Here is an 18,314-nt window from a genome sequence, read left to right on the forward strand (position 1 = left end):
TTAGGCGCCGATCAGACGTGCGGCCAGGTAGCCCTCCACCTTGTCCAAGGAGACGCGTTCCTGGCTCATGGTGTCCCGTTCGCGGATGGTCACGGCCTGGTCCTCGAGGGTGTCGAAGTCCACGGTGATGCAGAACGGGGTGCCGATTTCGTCCTGGCGGCGGTAGCGGCGGCCGATGGCGCCGGCGTCGTCGAAGTCGATGTTCCAGTTCTTGCGGAGCTGCGTTCCGAGGTCCTTGGCCTTCGGGGACAGGTCCTCGTTGCGGCTCAGCGGCAGCACGGCGGCCTTGACCGGGGCCAGGCGCGGGTCAAGCTTCAAGACGGTGCGGACGTCAACGCCGCCCTTGGCGTTGGGGGCCTCGTCCTCGGTGTAGGCGTCCACCAGGAACGCCATAAAGGAACGGGTGAGGCCGGCGGCGGGCTCGATCACATACGGGGTGTAGCGCTCGTTGGTGGCCTGGTTGAAGTAGCTCAGGTCCGTGCCGGAGGCCTTGGCGTGGGTGGAGAGGTCAAAGTCCGTACGGTTGGCGATGCCTTCCAGCTCGCCCCACTCGGAGCCCTGGAATCCGAAGCGGTACTCGATGTCCGTGGTGCCCTTGGAGTAGTGGCTCAGTTTTTCCAGCGGGTGCTCGAAGAAGCGCAGGTTCTCCTCGCGGATGCCCAGGCCGGTGTACCAGGACATGCGCTCCTTCATCCAGTACTGGTGCCATTCCTCATCGGTGCCGGGCTCGACGAAGAACTCCATTTCCATCTGCTCGAACTCGCGGGTGCGGAAGATGAAGTTGCCCGGGGTGATCTCGTTGCGGAAGGACTTGCCGATCTGGCCGATGCCGAACGGCGGCTTCTTGCGGGAGGTGGTGAGGACGTTGTTGAAGTTCACAAAGATGCCCTGGGCCGTTTCCGGGCGCAGGTAGTGCATGCCTTCCTCGCTGGCCACGGGGCCCAGGAAGGTCTTGAGGAGGCCGGAGAATTCCTGCGGCTCGGTCCATTCACCGCGGGTTCCGCAGTTCGCGCAGGCAATGTCCTTCAGGCCGTTCTCCGCAGGGCGGCCCTTCTTTTCCTCGTATTCTTCCTCGAGGTGGTCAGCACGGTAGCGCTTGTGGCAGGAAAGGCATTCCACCAGCGGGTCGGAGAAGACCTCAACGTGGCCGGAGGCTTCCCAGACCTGGCGGGGCAGGATCACGGAGGAATCCAGGCCCACCACGTCCTCGCGGCCGCGGACCATGGACTGCCACCACTGGCGCTTGATGTTTTCCTTCAGTTCGGCGCCGAGGGGCCCGTAGTCCCAGGCAGAACGCGAACCTCCGTAGATCTCACCGGCCTGGAACACAAAGCCCCTCCGCTTGGAGAGGGAAATGACCTGGTCGAGTACGGATTTTGCTGCCATAGGGGTAACTCCAATTTCTACAGGGCCGCTGGGTGCGGTCCGCGGTTTTCAGGCCCCGGTTGCGCCAACGGTGAGCACCGCTGGCTGCCGGGAGGGGCGGATGAAGGAAAGATGCGTGAAAGCTGCGTGTCCTAGCCTACCGGTGCCTGTCTTCGGAACGCTCCCCGCGGCCAGGGCAGGGTTGCCAGGACGATGGCGGCCAGTGTCAGGATGGTTCCCAGCACGGTGGCCGGCGCCACCACCGTTCCAGGCGCGGGCAGGATCACATCCAGTGCCAGCGAGCCGAGCAGCTGGCCGGCGATCATGCCCAGCCCTGTGACCAGCACGCCCAGGCTGCGGACCAGCAGCGCGCCCAGGCCGATGAACACACAGCCCATCGGGCCGCCCACGTAGTACCACCACTCCCCCGGCAGCGGGCTGCCCGGCCCGGCCACCGCCAGTTTGATGCCGTAGGCGGTCCAGAGCACCAGGCAGCCGGCAACAAAATTGACCAGGGTGGCGGCAATGGGAGTGCCGTAATGGACAGTGGCCGTCCCGTTCATGGCCTGCTGGAAGCTCATCAGGAAGCCTGCCAGCACGGGCAGCAGGAGCGGAAGAAGCAAGGCGGACGGGCCGGCGTCGGGTGCACCGGCGGCACCGGCGGCTCCCGTGCCGCCCGCAGCTCCGGTGAAGCGGGGCGAAACGGCCCAGGCGACGGCCGCTATGGTCAGCAGGCAGCCAATGATCCGGATCCCGGTGACCGATTTCTTGCCGGCGGGCCCGATCCCCAGCCGGTCAACCAGCAGTCCGCTAACGGTCTGGCCGGTGACGGTGGCCACGGTGAAGAGGGCAACGCCGAGGAGGCCCACGGTGAAGGACTGGGCGAAGACGAAGAGTGCGCCGATGCCGCCGGCGAGGACGTAGACCCGGGGAAAAGCCCTGTTCCGGACAGCGGGAAGGATGCCCACCAGCCCGGCGCGGCCCCGCGGCAGGAGCAGCGAGATGAGGATCATCACCAGGAGGCCTGTGCTGAAACTCACCACGGACGCGGCGATGCCGTCGTTCAACCGGGCGCCCAGCGCACCGTTGATGCGGCCCTGGACTGGAATGGCAAGGCCCGAGCCCACCGCCAGCGGCAGGCCTGCGAGCAGGGGCAGGCGGTGGGAGGAGGTCATTGCATCCACATTACGTCAGGCATTATTGCTTCATGAGCAACGTTGAAGAGGTCCCCATCCGCGACAGTATGATCCGCCTTGGCCAGCTCCTGAAGCTCGCCAACCTCGTGGAGGACGGCGTGGAGGCGGCGGAGCTGATCAAAAACGGGCTCGTTAAGGTCAACGGGGAAATTGACGACCGCCGCGGCCGCCAGCTGCACAACGGGGACACGGTTACGGTGAACAACCAGACGGTGAAAGTCGTCGCGCCGGAGGCCTGACCGGCTGCCTCGCCCGCCCCCCCACGCCCGGAAGGCCTGGCAGCACACGGTGCCGCCCGCCGTCGTACTCCTACTTCTTCAGCACCTCATGCGTGAGGAACTCGGCCACGTGCCCGATCTCCTGCTGGTTGATCCCGTGCCACATGCCCGTGTACAGCACCTTGGTGAGATTAACGTGCCGGCGGACCCAGCCCATGGTGTATTCGATCTTGTCCGGCGTGATGACGGGGTCCTGCTGGTCGCGGCCCCAGAACAGTGGGACGGTGCCGTCCAGTTCGGAGTCCCTGAAGCTGGGATCGTCCCCGGCATCCACCACAAAACCTGACAGGCCGACGACGGCTGCGAAGTCCGTGGGCCGCTGCCGCAGGAGCGTGGTGGCCATGGCCATGCCCATCGAAAAGCCGAGCAGGGTCACCGAGGGGTGCCCCGCCTTGATGGTGTCGATCCAGTCGAGCACAAACGACGAAGCTGCCTTCACCCGGTCCAGGGAATAATCGATGGACGCCGTGAGCGGGAACCAGGTGAAGCCGGGGCCCATGGCGATCGGAGCCCGGACGGAAGCGACTGCGAAGTCATCCGGAAGCAGGTCGGCCAGGCTGAGCAGATCCTGTTCGTTGGCGCCGTAGCCGTGCAGCAGCACCAGCAGCGGCTTGCCGTCGCGCTGGTCCTCGGGATGGGACCACAAAACAACAGGGGCAGGAAATACTTCGGCTTCAGTCATGGTTTCCATTCTTACAGTTACCCGAAGGTAACAACCTACGTTCGCGTAGCTTCCGAAACGGAAGGCAGGATAGGACCGTGACTGACGCGAGTACCTTTCAGACGGCCGCTGCCCCTGCCGGATCCCACCCCTGGACCCGGTACGTGGCAATGGGCGATTCCTTTACCGAGGGCATCGGCGACCCCGAGCCCTCAAGCCCCGGCGGCTACCGCGGCTGGGCCGACAGGGTGGCGGAGGAACTCAGCCGCACCAAGCCCGACTTTGCCTATGCGAACCTTGCGGTGCGTGGCCGGTTGGTCCAACAAGTGGTGGACCAACAACTGGCCCCGTGCCTGGCGCTGAAGCCGGACCTGGTGACCCTCTCCGCCGGAGGCAACGACCTGCTCCGCCCGGGCGGCGACCCCGACGCCCTGGCCGAGAAACTCGATTCCGTGGTCCAGCTCCTGGCTCTGGGCGGCGCCACCGTGGTCCTCTTCAACGGCCCGGACACGGGTTCCTCGGTACTGGGCAGGATCCGCAGCAAGGTGGCCATCTATAACGAGAACCTGCGGACGGTTGCTGCGCGGCACGACGCGATCATCGCCGATATGTGGTCCCTGCGCCAGCTCAGCGACCCCCAAATGTGGGACGTGGACCGGCTTCACTTCTCGCCGCTGGGCCACCACACCATCGCGGCCATGGTCCTGGATGCACTGAATGTGGAGCACACGCTGAAGCCGCTGCAGCCCAAGCCACTGCCGCCGCAGACCTGGCGCGAGGCACGCTCCGGGGACCTCGTCTGGGCGCGCGAGTACTTTGTGCCCTGGGTGCTGCGCCGGCTGCGGCACCAGTCCTCGGGTGACGGGATCAGCGCAAAGCGGCCGACGCCGGGACCTGTGTTCGGCCCGGGCGTTCCGTTGGGTTCCGGCGAGGGTCCGCTCGGGACCACCGAGGCTGCCCGGCGCTAGCAGAGTGATTGTGGTGACGGCCTGTGCGGGCAGCTGAGTAGTTTCAAGGGGTTGTGCATGGAACCGGAGCAGGTGGCGCGGCGGCGGCTGCGGTCGCAGCTGCTCCGCGACCCCGGCGCCGCATCCCCGGAGACAGCCCTGCGGGCGCTGCTCGCCGTGCAAGCGCAGGAGTTCACCTACGCCCGGTGGAGTTTGGCGCAGCGCGTGTCAGCCGCAGCTGCACCAGCCGTTACCGCGGCGGACATCGAGCAGTCCGTGGCAGACGGGCGGATCCTGCGGACGCATATCCTCCGGCCCACTTGGCATTTTGTCCACCGGGATGATCTCCGCTGGCTTCTGGCGCTTTCCGCACCGCGGCTCGAGCAAGCCAATGCCGCCACGTACCGGCACACCGGCATCGATGCAGCCGTTGCCGCCCGGAGTGACGAGGTCCTGGCCGGCGCGGTTGCGGGCGGGAACCACCTGTCCCGGGAAGGCCTCGCCGCGAGCCTTCACGACGCCGGGTTCCCGGCCAAGGGCCTGCAGCTTGCCTACCTGATCATGCACGCCGAAATCAGCGGCGTCCTGGTGAGCGGCAGGCCCGTGCGCAGCGCGGGCGGGGCGTTGAAGCAGACGTATGCGCTTTTCGACGAGCGGGTGCCCGTCGGGGCGGAACCTGCGCCCGGCGGGCCTGAAGCACTCGCCGAATTGGCCCGCCGCTATTTCACCAGCCGGGGCCCGGCGACGGTCAAGGACTGCGCCGACTGGTCCGGGCTGACCATGACGGACGTCCGCAAGGGCCTGCAACTCACTGTCGAGGCGCACTCCAAAGCCCTGGCCGAAACGGTGATTGACGGCGTCGTTGTCTACTTCGATGCGGGGAGTGACGACGGAAGTCTGGACGCGGGAAGCCTCGACGCCGCCGGGGCCGGCGCTGGTGCTGGTGGCGCCGGCGCTGATGGTGCTGGCGTTGGTGGTGCTTCGGAAGTCCGGCCGCGGATAGACCTGATCCAGTGCTACGACGAGTATGTGATGGGCTATTCCGCCACGCGGCATTACATGGGAGGCGGGGCGCCGGCCTTTCCGTTCAAGGGCGAACCCATGCATGTGGTGCTGCTGGACGGGCGGATGGCCGGATCATGGCGGCACACGCTGCTTCCGGGCCGGTGCGAACTGGACATCCGCCTCTCCTCTGCGGATGCCGCTCCCGGCTCTCCGCTGGCTGCGGCAGTTCAGGAAGCCGTGGATAGGTATGGCGCCTTTATGGAGCTCCGCACGGTCCGCGTGCAAGCCCGGGCTTAAGCTGGAAGGACACCAATGAGAGGCACGGCACCGTGAGCAACTTGTTTTTCTGGATCATCGTCTTGTCGTTCCTGGTCCCGATGGCCATGCGGATGTACCGGAAGTCCGTGGCCCGCAGGAACCACGAGCAGAGCTTTTCGGGACGCTACCCGGACCAGTTCCCGGGCGGCGGCATGTACCCCGGTTCCAACGGCCCGCAGAGCAACCAGCCCCGGGACGGTTTCACCCAGCAGGACTACTTCGGTGGCGGATTCCGGCAGCTTGACCAGCCCCAGCCCCTCCCGGGCTCGCCGCTGCCGCCCGTTCAGCCGGTCCCGCCGATGGACCAGCAGTTCCCGCCCTACGGGCAGCCGACGTTTGGCCAGCCCGGCTACGGACAGCCCGGTTACGGACAGCACGGACAGCCCCTGCCCGGCCAGCCCGAAGAAGCCCCGCAGCAGCCCGCGGCCCCGGCCACTCCCCCTCCGCCGTCGGCCCCGCAGGGCTACCGCGCGCGCAAGCTTGCGGAACTGGACCAGAAGTACAGCAACGGCGAGCTCTCCATGGAGGATTACATGGCCCGCCGCAGCGAGATCATGAACGGCTAGGAAGCAGCCAGGCCAGGAACCAGCCAGGCCAGGCAGCGGTCAGACCAGCCCGCCGTCAGACCAGGAAACCTGTCCGGAGCTGGTTTCCCAGCTGGCCTATTTCCGTGAGGAATCCGTCGTGACCGATGGGCGCCTCGATGAAGTGGACGTCCACGTCTCCGGGGAGGGCCCGGGCCAGCTCCAAGGACTGGGACGGGAAGTAGAGCCGGTCCGAATCCACGGCGGCTACGAAGAACCGCGCATCGGCACGGGACAGGGTTTGCTCGAGGGGTCCTCGGCCACGGCAGATGTCGTGGCTCATCAGCGCTTCGGTGATGGCGATGTAGCTGTTGGCGTCGAAGCGCTGGACCAGCTTGGTGCCCTGATGGTCCAGGTAGCTCTCCACCTGGTAGCGCCCGCGCGCCGCGAGCTGCCCGCCCTGGAAGGGCGATTCGGGGGCCTGCGGTGCCCGGCCGAAGCGTCCGTCCAGTTCCAGCGGCGAACGGTACGTGATGTGGGCAATGCGCCGGGCCAGGGCCAGGCCATCCTCCGGCAATGGCCCGCCGTAGTAGTCACCGCCGTTGAAGTTAGCGTCCTGGCGGATGGCGAGAGTCTGTGCCTGGGCGAAGGCGATCTGCTCGGCGGTACTCGCGGCCCCCACGGAAATCACGGCACAGCGCTGCACTCGTTCCGGATATGTCACCGCCCATTCCAGCGCACGTGCGCCGCCCATCGAGCCGCCCAGTACGGCAAACCAGCTGCTGATGCCCAGCTGGTCCGCCAGCCGGGCCTCCGCCTCGCTGGTGTCCCGGAGGGTCACCAGCGGGAACCGGGAGCCCCAGGGTTTGCCGTCAGGTGCGGGCGACGACGGCCCGGTGGACCCGTAGCAGCCGCCCACAATGTTGATTGAGACGACGAAGAACTGGTCGGTGTCCACGGGCGCACCCGGTCCCGCGAGCTGTTCCCACCAACCGGGCTCATCCGTGTCGCCCCTTGTCACGTGGGTGCTGCCGGTGAGCGCGTGCTCGATCAGGACTGCATTGCTGCCGTCCTCATTCAGCGTGCCCCAGGTCTCGTAGGCCAGGGTGACATCCGGCAGGTATCCGCCGGCTTCCAGCTTGAGTCCCCCGATGGAGGCATAGCGGACAATCCCATGCTCGGGAACAGTGGTACGGGTGACGGTAACCGTCATGGCAAGACCTCTTCTACGCGCTTGCCTGCCGTCGTCTGACCGGCAGGCCAGGTCTTCACCCGGGGCACCCCACCGCGGTAGGAGGGTTGCCGGCCAGCAAGCCGGGGCTGTCACTGGCACTCATGACCTGCATCGAGTGTACGAAACAGCCCCGGCCTCCCGCCAAGAGTGTGACTGGTTGTGACTTCCCGGCTTGTCGCCGCTGGTGGCCGTCTGGATCAGGGCGCCTGCCCGCGGATCAAGCGCCGCTGGCCTCCTTGGCCGCCCTGAAACCGGCTTCGAGGTCCGCCAGGATGTCATCGATGTGTTCGATTCCCACCGAAAGTCGCACCAGTCCGGGGGTCACGCCGGCAATTTCCTGCTGCTCCGGGGAGAGCTGGCTGTGCGTGGTCGACGCCGGATGGATCACCAGGGAGCGGACGTCACCGATGTTTGCCACGTGGGAGTGCAGCTCCAGGGCGTCCACGAAGCGCTTCCCGGCCTCGGCCCCGCCGGCCAGGTTGAACGACACGATGGCGCCGGTACCCTTCGGGCCGTACTTGCGGCCGCGCTCGTACCAGGGGCTGGAGGGCAGCCCGGCGTAGGCGACGGATTCGACGTCGTCCCTTCCTTCCAGCCACCGGGCAACGTCCACGGCGTTAGCCACGTGCCGTTCCACCCGCAGGCTCAGCGTCTCCAGTCCCTGGGCAATCAGGAAGGCGTTGAACGGCGACACCGCAGAACCGAGGTCGCGCAGCAACTGGACCCGGGCCTTGAGGATGTAGGACAGGTTGGCGCCCAGCGCTCCGTCGGCGCCGAGGTCGCGGGCGTACACCAGCCCGTTGTAGGTGGGGTCCGGGGTGTTGAAACCGGGGAACTTCTGCGGGTCCTTGCCGAAGTCGAACTTTCCGGAGTCCACGATCACGCCGGCGATGGCAGCACCGTGGCCGCCCAGGTATTTGGTGGCCGAGTGCACCACGATGTCTGCGCCCCATTCCAGCGGCCGGATCAAGTACGGGGTGGACAGGGTGTTGTCCACGACCAGGGGCACGCCGGCGTCATGGGCAACCTGGGACACTCCTTCGATGTCCAGGACGTCCTGCCGCGGGTTGGAAACCACCTCGCCGAAGAAGAGCTTGGTGTTGGGCTGGACGGCGTCACGCCACTGGTCCAGGTTGTCCGGGTCTGCCACAAAAGTGACCGAGATGCCGAACTTCTTCAGGGTGTGGGCGAAGAGGTTGTAGGTGCCGCCGTAGAGGCTGGGGCTGGCCACGATGTGGTCCCCCGCCTCGGCGATGTTCAGGATGGCAAACGTCTCTGCGGCCTGCCCGGAGCTGAGCAGCAAGGCCCCCAGGCCGCCTTCAAGGCTGGCGATCCGCTGTTCCACGGCTTCCTGGGTGGGGTTGCCGATCCTGGTGTAGATGGGAGCCAGCTCGGCAAGTGCGAAGCGGTTGGCAGCACTTTCCGCGCTCGGGAACACAAAGGACGTGGTCTGGTAGATGGGGAGGGCGCGGGCGCCGGTGGCGCTGTCCGGCTCCTGCCCAACATGGATCTGGCGGGTTTCGAAGGACCATCCGTTGGACAATTCAAGGCTCCTTTGACATGGGCCCGGGCATGCTCGAAGCATGCGGGCCGCGCTTGCCATCCGGCCCTTGCCGGACAGCCAGGTCCTCACCCGGGGCACCCCACCGCGGTTGGAGGGTTGCCGGCCAGCGAGCCGGGGCTTGATGCTGGCACTCATGACCTGAGCCCAGTGTAGGAACACGCACCCGGCGCCGGACAGGATTGTGACGAACATGGTCCAGAAGATTTCCGCGGGCGCCGTTTTGCGGGGGTTAACAAACGAAGATCCCCAGTAAGGGTAACCTTAGCTGAGAGCCCGATCACAAAGTGCCAAGATGATGGCATGCGCATGGATCACGTCTCTTACGCCTGTGAACACGATGGCCTGGCGGCCACTACCGAACGAATTTCCTCTGCCCTCGGCGTTGAGGCAGTGAAGGGTGGGGTACACCCCCGGTTCGGCACCCGCAACATGATTATCCCGCTCGCCGGCCACAAGTACCTTGAAGTCGTGGAGGTCCTGGACCACCCTGCTTCAGACAAGGCCCCCTTCGGACAGGCTGTGCGTGCGCGGTCTGCTGCGGGCGGCGGCTGGATGGGCTGGTGCGTCGAAGTGGACGACCTCGCCCCGTTCGAGGAGCGGCTCGGACGCTCCGCGGTGAACGGCAACCGCAAGTTTCCGGACGGCCGCGAACTCGTCTGGCAGCAGATTGGCATCCTCGGCCTGATCGCCGACCCCCAGGTCCCCTACATGCTCAAGTGGGAGGGCGATCCGTCCCTGCACCCGTCCAATGCCTACGAGAGCAACGTCAAGATGAGCTGCCTGACCATTGCCGGCTCGGCGGCACGCGTCACCGAGTGGCTGGGCGAGCCCGTGGAGAAGCCGCTCGAGGATGTGGCCGTCGATTGGGTGGCTCCGCACGGAACGCCCGGCATCCTGTCCGTCACCTTCGAAACCTCCACCGGAGCCGTCACCATCTAACCCTCCTTACGATGCCCGGGCACTGGCGCCCGGGCATCGCAGTGGTGTGCCCGGTTTCGGCCTGGGCGCCTGATCTTCCAAACTTCGGCCGCCATCAGCTTGTGACAACGGCGTCACCTGCCGATGGCGGCCGAATCCATTTCTGCCTTTAAGCTCACGCAACTTCTGCTGTACACCTCGCTCGCGGAGCCCGACAAATTGTCGTAACCCCTTGTCATGATGGGTTTATGGGGAAAGCGGCGGTGGCTAAGGCGTTTGAGGACATCAAGGCCGCTCTTGCTGTGCTCAATGCCGAGGTGGACGGCTGGGGTTCGGAGCCATTCTCGGTTGCTGATCCCCTGGCCGGACTGGCTGATGGGTGCCTGGACATTCTTGCCGGAGCGCGGGTGGTGGAGGCCGGGTTCGCGGGTTTGAAGGCGCGGGCTGCGGTGACGTATGCGGATACCGCCCAGGCCATAGCGCCGGACGCGCCGGTACAGGCGCTTGAAATGGCTGTCGCCGCGGAAATCGGCTGCCTCCTGGCCCTCGGTTCCCGGGCAGCGGGTGCGTTCCTGGCCGCATCGCACACCCTGTGCAAGGAGTTGCCGCCCACCCTTTCGGCGTTGCAGTCCGGGACGATTACCTGGCAGCACGCCCTGGCCATGGTTGATGAAACGGCCAGCCTTGACCCCGCCGGTGCGGCGGCCCTGGAAGCCCACTTCCTTGACCAGGAGGTACCGAAGCCGGCCAACGCGGCAACCATCGGGGAGATGCCGGCGTACCGGTTCAAAGCTAAGGCCAGGACTTGGCGGGAACGCCATCACGCCGAATCCATCGAGAAGCGCCACGCCAGGGGTGTGGCAGACCGGCGGGTGGAATACCGGCCGGATCGGGACGGCATGGCCTGGCTCTCGGCCTACCTGCCTGCCCAGCATGCCTTGGCGGGCTGGAACCGGCTCACGGCCATCGCACGGGGGATGCAGGGACCGGACGAGCCCCGTACCCTGGCCCAATTGAAGGCCGATAATTTCTCCACAGCGATTCTCAGCAGCGGCAACACTTCGGTAGGTGCCGATGAAAGTGTCGGTGGTGGCGACAGCGCCGGGGTCGTCGCAGGAACGGGTGGCCCGTCGTCGTCGATCCGGGCGCAGGTGCTGGTCACCGTTCCGGTTTTCTCCCTGATGGGCCTGACCGACGAGCCGGCAATGCTGGACGGCCACGGCCCCATTCCACCGTCGATGGCACGTCAACTCGTCGCCGACGGGGCCGCTTCGTTTTACCGGGTCCTGGTGGACCCGAGGGACGGGGCGCCACTGGAGATCGGCCGGACAAAGTACCGGATCAGCCAGGCCATGCGGAACTGGCTTAGGTTGCGGGATGGCAAATGCCCCTTTCCAGGATGCAGCAACAATTCGCTCGACAACGAAGCCGACCACATCCTCGCCTGGCATCAAGGCGGCACTACCGGGATATCGAATCTGGGACAGCCCTGCCCCAAACATCACCGGCTACGGCATACCAGCGGCTGGAAACCCACCCCCGCCACCAAAACCGCACCACCCGGCTGGACCTCACCCACCGGACGGCACTACAAAAGCGAACACCAGGACTGGGAACCACCACACTGGCCAAACCAGCGGCAGGCGGTGTCCGGGGACCCACCCGATTTTGTCTACATCGGGATCTCTCCAGGAGAAGAATGCCTGGAGGGGTTCCTGCACGCCCCACCCGCCTGACCAACCACCTATGGTGGCTGAACTTGGGGAGCGAAACCGACCACGGGGTCAGTGAAGGCTCACAACATCGGAGGGATCGCCGTCGCACCGCACCTTGCTGCGCCAGCTTGGCTGCCTCAGCCCAGTCCGACTGCCTTGCCGAAGAGGCTGAAGCCAACGAACGCGACGATGTCCAGCAGGGCGTGGGCAATCACCAGGGGCATCACCCGTCGCGTCCTGGTATACAGCCAGGCGAAGACGACCCCCATCACCGCGTTCCCGATGAAGGGCCCGAAGCCCTGGTAAAGGTGGTAGCTGCCGCGCAGCAGCGAGCTCACCGCGATGGCCAGCGGCACGCTCCAGCCAAACTTTCCGAACCGGTTCAGCAGGTAGCCCACCACGATGACTTCCTCCACCACGGCATGGCGGATCGCGGACAGGATCAGCACCGGCACTGTCCACCAGTAGGCGTCCAACGCACTGGGAATGATGGCGGTGGTGATGCCCAGCGCCCGGCCCGCCGCATAGAGGCCCAGGGACGGGATACCGATCACCGCCGCCAGCCCCAGCCCCTGGAGCAGGTCCCGGCCCGGGCGTGCAAAGTTAAACCCGAGTTTTCGGAAAGCAGAAGCCGAATGGCCGCCGTCGCCCGCCGCCGCCTGCCGCTGGTCGGTGAGGAAGTAGATCACCAGCAGCACCGGCACCAGCGCGAAGATGATGTCCAGCAACTGGTAGGTCAGGTCGAAATACTCGCGGGTACTCTGTGAGCGGTTGAGTGTGGAGGTGCCTTCCGCCAGCGGCGCCCGGGTCATCTTGTCCAGGAGCTGCACCACGGAGTAGACGGCAGACTGCCCCAGCGACAAACCCAGGACTATCCAGACTTCGATCCGCAAACGACGGCGGGAGGGAACCAGCATGTACCCATCTTGCCTGCTGTTTCTGGATCCGCGCTGATTGCGCCCGGGTGCCCCGGCCCGCCGTGCCCAAGGGACGTGTTACAGCTCGGAAGCGTCAGCTGCCGGCAACAATCACTTCGGTGCCGTTGGCCTCAAACGCGGCCTTGTCCTTGGCGGAGATGCCCGCATCAGTGATCAGCCGGGTGAAGTTGTACCCGTCCATGGTGGCAAAAGCGCGCACCCCTACTTTGGAGGAGTCGGCCAGCACGTAGGAGACACGCGCCCTGCTGGCCAGCAGGGCGTTGACCGAGGCTTCGCCCTCACCCGTGTTGGTCGGCCCTACCTCGGGATCGATGCCGTTGACCCCGATAAACGCGATGTCCAGCACCACCTTCTGCATGATGATGTCCGTGTAAGGGCCCACCAGCTCGTAGGACCGCGGATTCAGGATGCCGCCGGTGACCATGACCTTGATGTTGGGCCGCACGGCCAACTGCCCGGCGATGTTGATGGCGTTGGTGACTACCGTCAGGGTGGGCTGGTTGGACGGGGCGTTCAGGTCCTCGCGGGTGGCCAGGATCTGCGCCAGCACCGTGCTGGTGGTGCCGCCGCAAAGGCCAATGACGGCGCCCGGAGCAATGAGAGCGGAAGCGGCCTGCGCAATCTGCTGCTTGGCCTCGGCGTGGTCGTCCCGGTTGTACCGGCCGGGCAGGTCGTAGGCCAGCGCCCCTGTGGTCGCTCCGCCCCGGGTCCTGGTGAGCAGCCGGCGTTTGGCCAGGCTGTCCAGGTCGCGCCGGGCAGTGGCAGGCGAGACGTGGAGACTGCTGACGATCTCTTCGACCTCCACCTGGCCGGTTTTGGCGAGGAGGTCAAGGATTGCCGTCAGGCGGTCGGTGCGGGTCATGCAAAAGCCTCCAAATACTCCCGCCACCAGCTTCGATGACGCTTTCTGATCATAACAGAACCCAAATGATCATCTAACGTCATTTCCGAGCGGCTGGTCAGCGTGCCCGCGCTCCGGCCCGCCATACAGCGTATGTCAGGGGCATGCCCGGACGGTAGGCAAGGTGCGTGGCTGACGGAGCGTTAAGCAGGTGGAGGTCCGCCCGGTGTCCGACGGCGATGGAACCCACTGCCCGTTCGCCGTCGACGTCGTTCCCCTTGTCCTTGTGCAGCGCCAGGGCGCCGCCGTACGTCGCTGCCCGGACCGCCTCGTAGACGCTCAAACGCATCTGCAGCACCGCCGTCGTCACGCAAAAGGCCATGGAACTTGTGTAGGACGTGCCCGGATTGCAGTTGGAGGCGAGCGCCACCTGGACGCCGGCATCCAGGAGCTCCCGCGCCGGGGCGAGCGGCTGACGGGTGGAGAGGTCGCAGGCAGGCAGGCAGGTGGCCACCGTGCCCCGCCGCCCGGTCCCGGTGGTGGCATCCCAGCCGGCCCAGGTCCCCGCCAGCGCATCCACGTCCTTGTCCGCGAGGTAGTTCACGTGGTCCACGCTTGCCGCTTCGAGTTCCACCGCCAGCTGGACACCGGGCCCTTCGCCGAGCTGGTTTCCGTGGACGCGCAGTCCAAGTCCGGCGTCGCGGCAGGCCAGCAGGACGCGGCGGGACTGTTCAGCATCGAAGGCCCCGTCCTCGCAAAAGACGTCAGCCCACTGCACGTAAGGCCGGACAGCGGCGAGCATGGGGCCGGATGCGAGGTCGGTGTAGGCGTCCGGATCCTGCCCGGCGGGCACCAGATGCGCCCCGAGGTACGTCACCTGGTCGGCGATGGTGGAGGCAATGCGGGCGCTCCGGGCTTCATGCTCGACGTCCAGGCCGTAGCCGGTTTTCGTCTCGATGTAGGTGGTCCCCTGCGACACAGCTTCGGCCACCCGGCCAAGGGCCAGTCGGGTGAGGTCGAAGTCGGACGTTGCCCGGGTGGCGTTCATGGTCACCGCAATGCCGCCAGCGGAGTAAGATTCCCCCGCCATCCGCGCCTCGAATTCGGCCGTCCGGTCGCCCGCGAACAGCAGGTGGGTGTGGGAGTCCACCCAGCCGGGAAGCAAGGCACGGCCATCGGCGTCGACGGCGTCATCCGCGGCGGGAGCATCAGCAGTGGCGCCGATCCATGAAATCCGTTCACCCTCAATCACCACGGCGGCATCTTTGAGGACCCGGTGTTCCAGGTCCTGGGTCATCAGCTCGGCGATATTGGTGATCAGGGTGCTCATAGGACCATTCTTCAGCGCCGGACAGACCAGCGGGTGGCTGCCAGCGCCTGAGCTGTCCGGGATGCCGGACCCGCGTCCGCTGTTTCACCAGCATTTCGATGACCCGCACTCTGATGACCGGCACTTTGCTGTCCTGCCAGGATCTGTGCCGCGGCCAGCTCTGCCATCGCCGATGAGGTCTGGAAGCCATACCCGCCCTGGCCGGCGAGCCAGTAGAAGCCGGGCGCTTCGGCGTCGAAACCTGCCACGGGAACGCCGTCGGCAGCTTCTGTCCGGAGCCCCGTCCAGGCCCGGCGGACTTCCGTGATGCCCAGCGTGGTCACCTGGTTCAGCCTGGCGACCAGGCGCTCTACGTCCCCTGGCCGCGGTTTGGCGTCTTCGGGCCCGCTCGGCAGGGATTCGGACGGCGAGATCAGCACGTCACCGCCTTCACGGCGGAAGTAGAACGTGTTGTCCGCCGCCGCCACCATGGGACTGTGCTCCGGCAAGGGGCGTTCGACGGCGGCAATTGCCGCAGTGCGCCGGTACGGCTGCAGCCCGAGCTTCTCCACCCCGCTGATGACTGCGAGTTCGTCCGCCCAGGCGCCGGCAGCGTTGACCAGGACGCCCGCTTCGAAGGCTTCCACGCCCGCACCAACCTGCCAGCCGGAGCCGAGGCGCTGCGCGGAATGGACCCGGGCGCCGGTGATGATGTCCGCCCCGGCGGCGAGCGCGCGCTGCCGGTGATCCTCCAGCAGCAGCGGTGCGTTGCAGCCGAAGGAGCCAGTGTCCAGGCCGGCGGCAGCGAACGAGTCAGGGACCAGTGCCGGGCAGAGCTCCAGCGCTTCGGCCTGGGTGATGGACCGCATGTGGCCGCTCGCTTCGGCTGCCACCGCCTGCTCCGAACCGATCAGCATAAAACTGCGCGGCGTGAGCACGGGCTCGGGCAACCCGGCATCGCGTGCGGCGATCAACTCCAGTGTCCGGACCGTCAGTTCCTGCACCACCGGCGGGCCGTAGCTGGGGATGAGCTGGCGGGCGGAGCGGGAGGACGTGTGGTACGCCAGTTCCTGCTCCGCCTCCACCAGTGCCACAGAGCAGTTGCCCGCCAACGCCGAGGCCAGGGACAACCCGGCTATGCCGCCACCAACAATCAGGACGTCGTATTGTGCTGCCATGCGTTCATCCTCGCAGAGTTAAGGCAGGCTGTGGTTGCCTTCAGGCTGCTACCTAGGCACGGCTGGCGACGAAGGCACTCACGCAGGTTTCGACGTCGTCCGTTGAGTGCGCGGCCGAAAGCTGGACGCGGATCCTTGCTGCCCCGCGCGGAACCACCGGGAAGCTGAAGGCGGTGACGAAGACGCCGTGCTGCAGCATCCGGTCAGCCACTTTGGCGGCCAGGACGGCGTCGCCGAACATGACCGGGACTATCGCGTGCTCACCGGGAAGCAGGTCAAAGCCCTCTTCGGTCATGCGGCGGCGGAACAGTGCGGCGTTCTCGAAGAGCGTCCGGCGCAGGCCGGCCGAGTTCTCCACCAGGTCCAGGGCCTTGATGGTGGCGGCCACGATGGCCGGGGCCAGCGAGTTCGAAAACAGGTAGGGACGGGCCTTCTGCCGGAGCATGGCCACCACTTCGGCACGGCCGGAGACGTATCCACCCGAGGCGCCGCCCAGCGCCTTGCCGAACGTTCCGGTGTAGATGTCCACGCGGTCCGACACGCCTGCATGCTCCGGCGTACCGGCACCGGTAGCCCCCATAAAACCGACGGCGTGCGAATCGTCCACCATCACCAGGGCGTCGTGCTTCTCGGCGAGGTCGCAGATGGCTTCCAGTGGCGCGAGGTAGCCGTCCATGGAAAAGACGCCGTCGGTGACGATGATCTTGCGGCGGGCTTCCTTTGCCTCCACCAGCTTTGACTCCAGGTCCGCCATGTCCTGGTTGGCGTACCGGTACCGTTGCGCCTTGCACAGGCGGATCCCGTCGATGATGGAGGCATGGTTCAGGGCGTCGGAGATGATGGCGTCCTCCGGGCCGAAGAGGGACTCGAAGACGCCGCCGTTGGCATCAAAGCAGCTGGAGAAGAGGATGGTGTCCTCTGTCCCGAGGAACCGGGAGACGCGGGCTTCGAGTTCCAGGTGCAGGTCCTGGGTGCCGCAGATGAAGCGCACACTGGCCATGCCGAAACCGCGTTCGTCCATGGCCGCCTTGGCTGCGTTGATGATGTCGGGGTGGTCAGCCAGGCCCAGGTAGTTGTTTGCGCAGAAGTTCAGCACGTCAGCCCCCGGCTGGCCGAGCGCACCGGCGCTGATGTGGCTTGACTGGGGCGAGTTGATGCTGCGTTCGGTCTTGAAGAGTCCCGCGGTGCGGATGTCCTCCAGCTCGGTGCCCAGCTGTTCCTTGATCGAGGTGTACATGGTGTTCCTTAGAATCGGGTCCAGTCGAGGACAACTTTTCCGCCGGCGCCGCTGCGGGCCAGGTCGAAGCCCTTTTCCCAGTCGGTGGCAGGGAGCGTATCAGTGACCACCGCGGAAATGCCCGCGTGCAGTACGGGGTTGGAAGACAGCATGGCACTCATGGCGTACCAGGTTTCGTACATTTCGCGGCCGTAGATGCCCTTGAGCGTGAGCATGTGGGTCACCACCTTGCCCCAGTCGATGGTGATGTCCTGGCTGGGCAGTCCCAGCATCGCGATCCGGCCGCCGTGGTTCATGTTGTCGATCATCTCCGGCAGGGCGGTGGGGTGGCCGGACATCTCCATGCCGATATCGAATCCCTCCCGCATCCCCAGCTCGCGCTGGGCGTCACGGACCCTCGTGGTGGCAACGTTGATGGCGAGGTCTGCGCCCAGCCGGCGGGCGAGGTCCAGCCGGTGGGGTGATACATCGGTGATGGCGATCTTGCGGGCACCGGCGTGGCGGGCGACGGCGATGGCCATCAGGCCGATGGGTCCGGCTCCGGTGATCAGCACGTCCTCGCCCACCAGCGGAAAGCTCAGGGCAGTGTGCACGGCGTTGCCGAAGGGGTCGAAGATAGCGCCCAGTTCGGGAGTAACAGAGGGATCGTGGTGGACCCAGACGTTGGTTTCCGGAATCACCACGTATTCTGCGAAGGCACCGTCGCGCTGCACCCCCACGCTCACCGTGTGGATGCACATCTGCCGCCGGCCTGCCCGGCAGTTCCGGCAGATACCGCAGACCACGTGGCCTTCCCCGGATACCCGGTCACCGGTCTTGACGTCGCGGACGTCCTCGCCCACTTCCACCACTTCGCCGTAGAACTCGTGGCCCGGGATGAGGGGAGCTTCGATGATCCCCTGGGCCCAGGAGTCCCAGGACTGGATGTGGAGGTCGGTGCCGCAGATCCCGGTGGTCATGACCCGGATCTTCACGTCGGCGGGGCCAGCCACCGGCTCGGGGCGGTCCACCAGCTCGAAGCCTGCCTGTGGGCCGGCCTTGTACAAAGCCTTCATCGGCTTCCTCACTCTTTGTCTACGTGGTCGG

Annotated in this window: 17 protein-coding genes and 2 riboswitches; of the genes, 6 read left to right on the plus strand and 11 right to left on the minus strand. The window is 66.2% G+C overall.

Going from position 1 to position 18,314, the window contains the following annotated elements; genetic code table 11:
- Complete coding sequence (locus QF047_RS13750; protein ID WP_306638825.1) at positions 1-1,386, minus strand: glycine--tRNA ligase; 1,386 nt, start codon at positions 1,384-1,386, stop codon at positions 1-3.
- 131 nt (positions 1,387-1,517) lie between these two features.
- Entirely contained in the window at positions 1,518-2,540 is a 1,023-nt protein-coding gene (locus QF047_RS13755) for a DMT family transporter (RefSeq protein ID WP_307277993.1), read from the minus strand.
- Positions 2,541-2,572: 32 nt separating this feature from the next.
- Between QF047_RS13755 and QF047_RS13760 the strand changes: the two genes are divergently transcribed.
- Positions 2,573-2,800, plus strand: coding sequence for an RNA-binding S4 domain-containing protein (locus tag QF047_RS13760; protein WP_307277995.1), 228 nt, complete (start codon positions 2,573-2,575; stop codon positions 2,798-2,800).
- A 70-nt stretch (positions 2,801-2,870) separates the two neighbouring features.
- On the opposite strand, the gene QF047_RS13765 is transcribed toward QF047_RS13760, so the two are convergent.
- Positions 2,871-3,521, minus strand: coding sequence for an alpha/beta hydrolase (locus QF047_RS13765; RefSeq protein WP_307277998.1), 651 nt, complete (start codon positions 3,519-3,521; stop codon positions 2,871-2,873).
- A gap of 149 nt (positions 3,522-3,670) precedes the next feature.
- Here QF047_RS13765 and QF047_RS13770 point away from each other — a divergent pair, with 149 nt between their 5' ends.
- Genes QF047_RS13770 through QF047_RS13780 form a run of 3 tightly spaced genes read left to right on the plus strand, consistent with a single transcriptional unit; the run spans position 3,671 to position 6,336 of the window.
- A complete protein-coding gene (locus QF047_RS13770) occupies positions 3,671-4,468 on the plus strand; it encodes an SGNH/GDSL hydrolase family protein (RefSeq protein ID WP_306639287.1) in 798 nt (265 codons plus the stop codon).
- 57 nt (positions 4,469-4,525) lie between these two features.
- On the plus strand, positions 4,526-5,749 hold the full coding sequence (locus QF047_RS13775) for a winged helix DNA-binding domain-containing protein (RefSeq protein WP_307278001.1): 1,224 nt from the start codon (positions 4,526-4,528) through the stop codon (positions 5,747-5,749).
- Between the two features lie 32 nt (positions 5,750-5,781).
- On the plus strand, positions 5,782-6,336 hold the full coding sequence (locus QF047_RS13780) for a hypothetical protein (RefSeq protein WP_306638819.1): 555 nt from the start codon (positions 5,782-5,784) through the stop codon (positions 6,334-6,336).
- Positions 6,337-6,391: 55 nt separating this feature from the next.
- On the opposite strand, the gene QF047_RS13785 is transcribed toward QF047_RS13780, so the two are convergent.
- Both QF047_RS13785 and QF047_RS13790 read right to left on the minus strand, forming a co-directional pair.
- A complete protein-coding gene (locus tag QF047_RS13785; RefSeq protein ID WP_307278004.1) occupies positions 6,392-7,507 on the minus strand; it encodes a homoserine O-acetyltransferase in 1,116 nt (371 codons plus the stop codon).
- Positions 7,508-7,519: 12 nt separating this feature from the next.
- Positions 7,520-7,635: riboswitch (SAM riboswitch) on the minus strand.
- Between the two features lie 110 nt (positions 7,636-7,745).
- Positions 7,746-9,071: a bifunctional o-acetylhomoserine/o-acetylserine sulfhydrylase gene (locus QF047_RS13790; RefSeq protein WP_307278006.1), complete on the minus strand. Its 1,326-nt coding sequence runs from the start codon at positions 9,069-9,071 to the stop codon at positions 7,746-7,748.
- A 44-nt stretch (positions 9,072-9,115) separates the two neighbouring features.
- A riboswitch (SAM riboswitch) is annotated at positions 9,116-9,231 on the minus strand.
- 161 nt (positions 9,232-9,392) lie between these two features.
- On the opposite strand from QF047_RS13790, the gene QF047_RS13795 reads away from it, so the two are divergent.
- Together QF047_RS13795 and QF047_RS13800 are read left to right on the plus strand one after the other, a co-directional pair.
- Positions 9,393-10,031: a VOC family protein gene (locus tag QF047_RS13795; RefSeq protein WP_307278009.1), complete on the plus strand. Its 639-nt coding sequence runs from the start codon at positions 9,393-9,395 to the stop codon at positions 10,029-10,031.
- 227 nt (positions 10,032-10,258) lie between these two features.
- Positions 10,259-11,746: an HNH endonuclease signature motif containing protein gene (locus QF047_RS13800; RefSeq protein WP_307278012.1), complete on the plus strand. Its 1,488-nt coding sequence runs from the start codon at positions 10,259-10,261 to the stop codon at positions 11,744-11,746.
- A gap of 116 nt (positions 11,747-11,862) precedes the next feature.
- Here the strand turns inward: QF047_RS13800 and QF047_RS13805 are convergent, their stop codons facing one another.
- From QF047_RS13805 to tdh, 6 genes are all read right to left on the minus strand, one after another.
- A complete protein-coding gene (locus QF047_RS13805) occupies positions 11,863-12,642 on the minus strand; it encodes a CPBP family intramembrane glutamic endopeptidase (RefSeq protein ID WP_307278016.1) in 780 nt (259 codons plus the stop codon).
- A gap of 94 nt (positions 12,643-12,736) precedes the next feature.
- Positions 12,737-13,525 carry a DeoR/GlpR family DNA-binding transcription regulator gene (locus tag QF047_RS13810; RefSeq protein ID WP_306638813.1) on the minus strand — a complete coding sequence of 263 codons (789 nt, stop codon included), beginning with the start codon at positions 13,523-13,525 and terminating at the stop codon, positions 12,737-12,739.
- Positions 13,526-13,622: 97 nt separating this feature from the next.
- Positions 13,623-14,834: an amidohydrolase family protein gene (locus tag QF047_RS13815; RefSeq protein WP_307278021.1), complete on the minus strand. Its 1,212-nt coding sequence runs from the start codon at positions 14,832-14,834 to the stop codon at positions 13,623-13,625.
- Between the two features lie 11 nt (positions 14,835-14,845).
- Complete coding sequence (locus QF047_RS13820) at positions 14,846-15,991, minus strand: FAD-binding oxidoreductase (RefSeq protein ID WP_307278023.1); 1,146 nt, start codon at positions 15,989-15,991, stop codon at positions 14,846-14,848.
- A 52-nt stretch (positions 15,992-16,043) separates the two neighbouring features.
- Positions 16,044-17,228, minus strand: a complete 1,185-nt coding sequence (locus QF047_RS13825; RefSeq protein ID WP_307278026.1) for a glycine C-acetyltransferase — start codon at positions 17,226-17,228, stop codon at positions 16,044-16,046.
- An 8-nt stretch (positions 17,229-17,236) separates the two neighbouring features.
- Positions 17,237-18,283, minus strand: a complete 1,047-nt coding sequence (tdh, locus tag QF047_RS13830) for an L-threonine 3-dehydrogenase (protein WP_307278030.1) — start codon at positions 18,281-18,283, stop codon at positions 17,237-17,239.
- Positions 18,284-18,314 lie beyond the last annotated feature (31 nt).

The organism is Arthrobacter sp. W4I7, assembly GCF_030816215.1.
In the GTDB taxonomy this organism is placed as follows: Bacteria; Actinomycetota; Actinomycetes; order Actinomycetales; family Micrococcaceae; genus Arthrobacter; species Arthrobacter siccitolerans_A.